The following is a 1490-nucleotide window of genomic DNA, read 5'->3' as shown; positions in this document are numbered from 1 at the left end:
TATATCAACACACGCTCAATGCCCCTTACTGTGAATGCTGTAATGAACCACTGCATGAATGCGGCACTGAAGTCTCGGAAGAGCTAAAAATCATCCCTCAGAAAGTCAGCGTTGTGCGCCATGAACGTACTAAATATGCTTGCCGTCAGTGTGAAAAAACACAAACCAGCAGCAAAATTATCACCGCGCCTCGACCAGCCAATATGATCCCGAAAAGCATCGGTAGCCCTGAAGCCTTCGCAGCTGTCGTGACCGCAAAATATGTTGATGCGCTGCCGCTTTATCGCCAGGTAGAGATTTTAAAACGTTCTGATATCGACTTAAGCCGTGGGACACTCGCCAACTGGTGTGTTCAACTGGGCAATAAAGTGAATGTCATCGTTGAGGCGATGAAAGCCCATTTACTGAATGAGAAGCTCATCTGCGCCGATGAAACCACCGTCCAGGTTTTACGAGAGCAAGACCGAAGTGCTCAGAGTAAATCTTACATGTGGGTCTATCGTAGTGGCGAGTTCGTCAAACAGCCAGTGGTCATTTACGACTATCAACCAAGTCGTGCAGGACAATGCGTTAAAGACTTCTTAGGAAATTACTCTGGCTACCTGCTAACGGATGGTTACCAAGCATACAACGGTCTCGATAATGTAAGCCAAGCTGGTTGCCTAGCGCATGTAAGACGCAAGTTTACTGATGCACAAAAAGCCCAACCGAAGAAGAAATCAGGCCGAGTAGAAAAGGCCATCAACTTTATCGCGAAGCTTTATGGCATTGAGCAAGAAGCCAAAGGCTTATGTGCTATCGAAAGGCAGCAGCTACGCCAACAAAAATCAAAACCTATATTAGACAAGTTCCACGAATGGTTGCTGGAAAGCCAAGAAAAAGTGCTGCCGAAAAGTCAGCTTGGTGGCGCCATCAATTACACGGTCAACCAATGGCCGAAGTTGCTCACCTATCTAGAAGATGGCGACATCAGTATTGATAATAATGTGACTGAGCGAGATATCCGCCCGTTTACAACGGGCCGGAAAAACTGGATGTTCTCAACCTCGGTTGAGGGCGCGACAGCGAGTGCCAACTTGTATAGCTTAGTGATGACGTGTCGGGCGAATAATATCAACGCGTATTACTACTTCGCGCACTTGTTCAAAGTGCTACCAACGCGATCCCTTCAAGACGATCTGACTGATCTTATGCCGTGGAACCTAGACATAGATGAGGCCGAATAAGGCCTCACTGCTTAATTAGACGCTTACATTGAATCTGTTCATCGACATATAAATACCGCTCATATTGGTGAGATAACAGCTCTCGTAAAATAGGAGAGAGTTGGTTTTCCACGTCTTCGAGTATTTCGGGAATAGCCTTTCTGAATGTTGCTTTGCCTTGTGGCATGATGATGCCGTATTCAGCTATTAGTCCGCGTACTTGATTAATGAGCCTGGTACGTTCGGTAACCATGAGTCGACGCATTCGAATGAGGGACTGAATGT

1 protein-coding gene and 1 pseudogene are annotated in these 1490 nt (G+C 46.4%); one reads left to right on the top strand and one right to left on the bottom strand.

Annotation, left to right across the window (positions count from 1 at the left end):
• Window positions 1-1226: IS66 family transposase (tnpC, locus tag AB6D06_RS22405; protein ID WP_372111916.1), on the top strand; the 1226-nt coding region annotated here is incomplete at its 5' end.
• Between the two features lie 4 nt (window positions 1227-1230).
• Here the strand turns inward: tnpC and AB6D06_RS22400 are convergent.
• Window positions 1231-1490 (bottom strand): annotated as a pseudogene (locus AB6D06_RS22400) (IS110 family transposase); the annotation flags it as partial.

Source organism: Vibrio sp. 10N.239.311.G01 (assembly GCF_041465805.1).
GTDB lineage: Bacteria > Pseudomonadota > Gammaproteobacteria > Enterobacterales > Vibrionaceae > Vibrio > Vibrio crassostreae_C.
The sequence above is the reverse complement of the archived record's forward strand: the minus strand, read 5'-3'. Positions and strand labels throughout refer to the sequence as shown.